General features: G+C 38.9%; 1 protein-coding gene. It reads right to left on the bottom strand.

Annotation, left to right across the window (positions count from 1 at the left end; genetic code table 11):
- The coding region (locus SB772_RS45795; protein WP_410839248.1) for a TonB-dependent receptor plug domain-containing protein at nucleotides 1–234 on the bottom strand (234 nt) is incomplete at both ends.

The raw sequence follows: 234 nt of genomic DNA on the forward strand, positions 1-234 counted from the left end.
GCTTAGAGTTACTCCCCAGCTGCCATCATCTTTTCCACGGCCACTTTTGGTAACGATCAAAATAACTCCATCGCTACCTCTTTCTCCATATAGTGCAGAAGCTGCTGCACCTTTTAATACGTTAACAGACTCAATGTCTTCCTGGTTGATATCAGAAAGAAAGTTTCCATAATCAAAAATTGATCCTGTAACGCTATTATTATTAACAGGAGATCCATCTATTACAATAAGAGG

It is taken from the genome of Paraburkholderia sp. SIMBA_030 (genome assembly GCF_046535245.1).
Classification (GTDB): domain Bacteria; phylum Pseudomonadota; class Gammaproteobacteria; order Burkholderiales; family Burkholderiaceae; genus Paraburkholderia.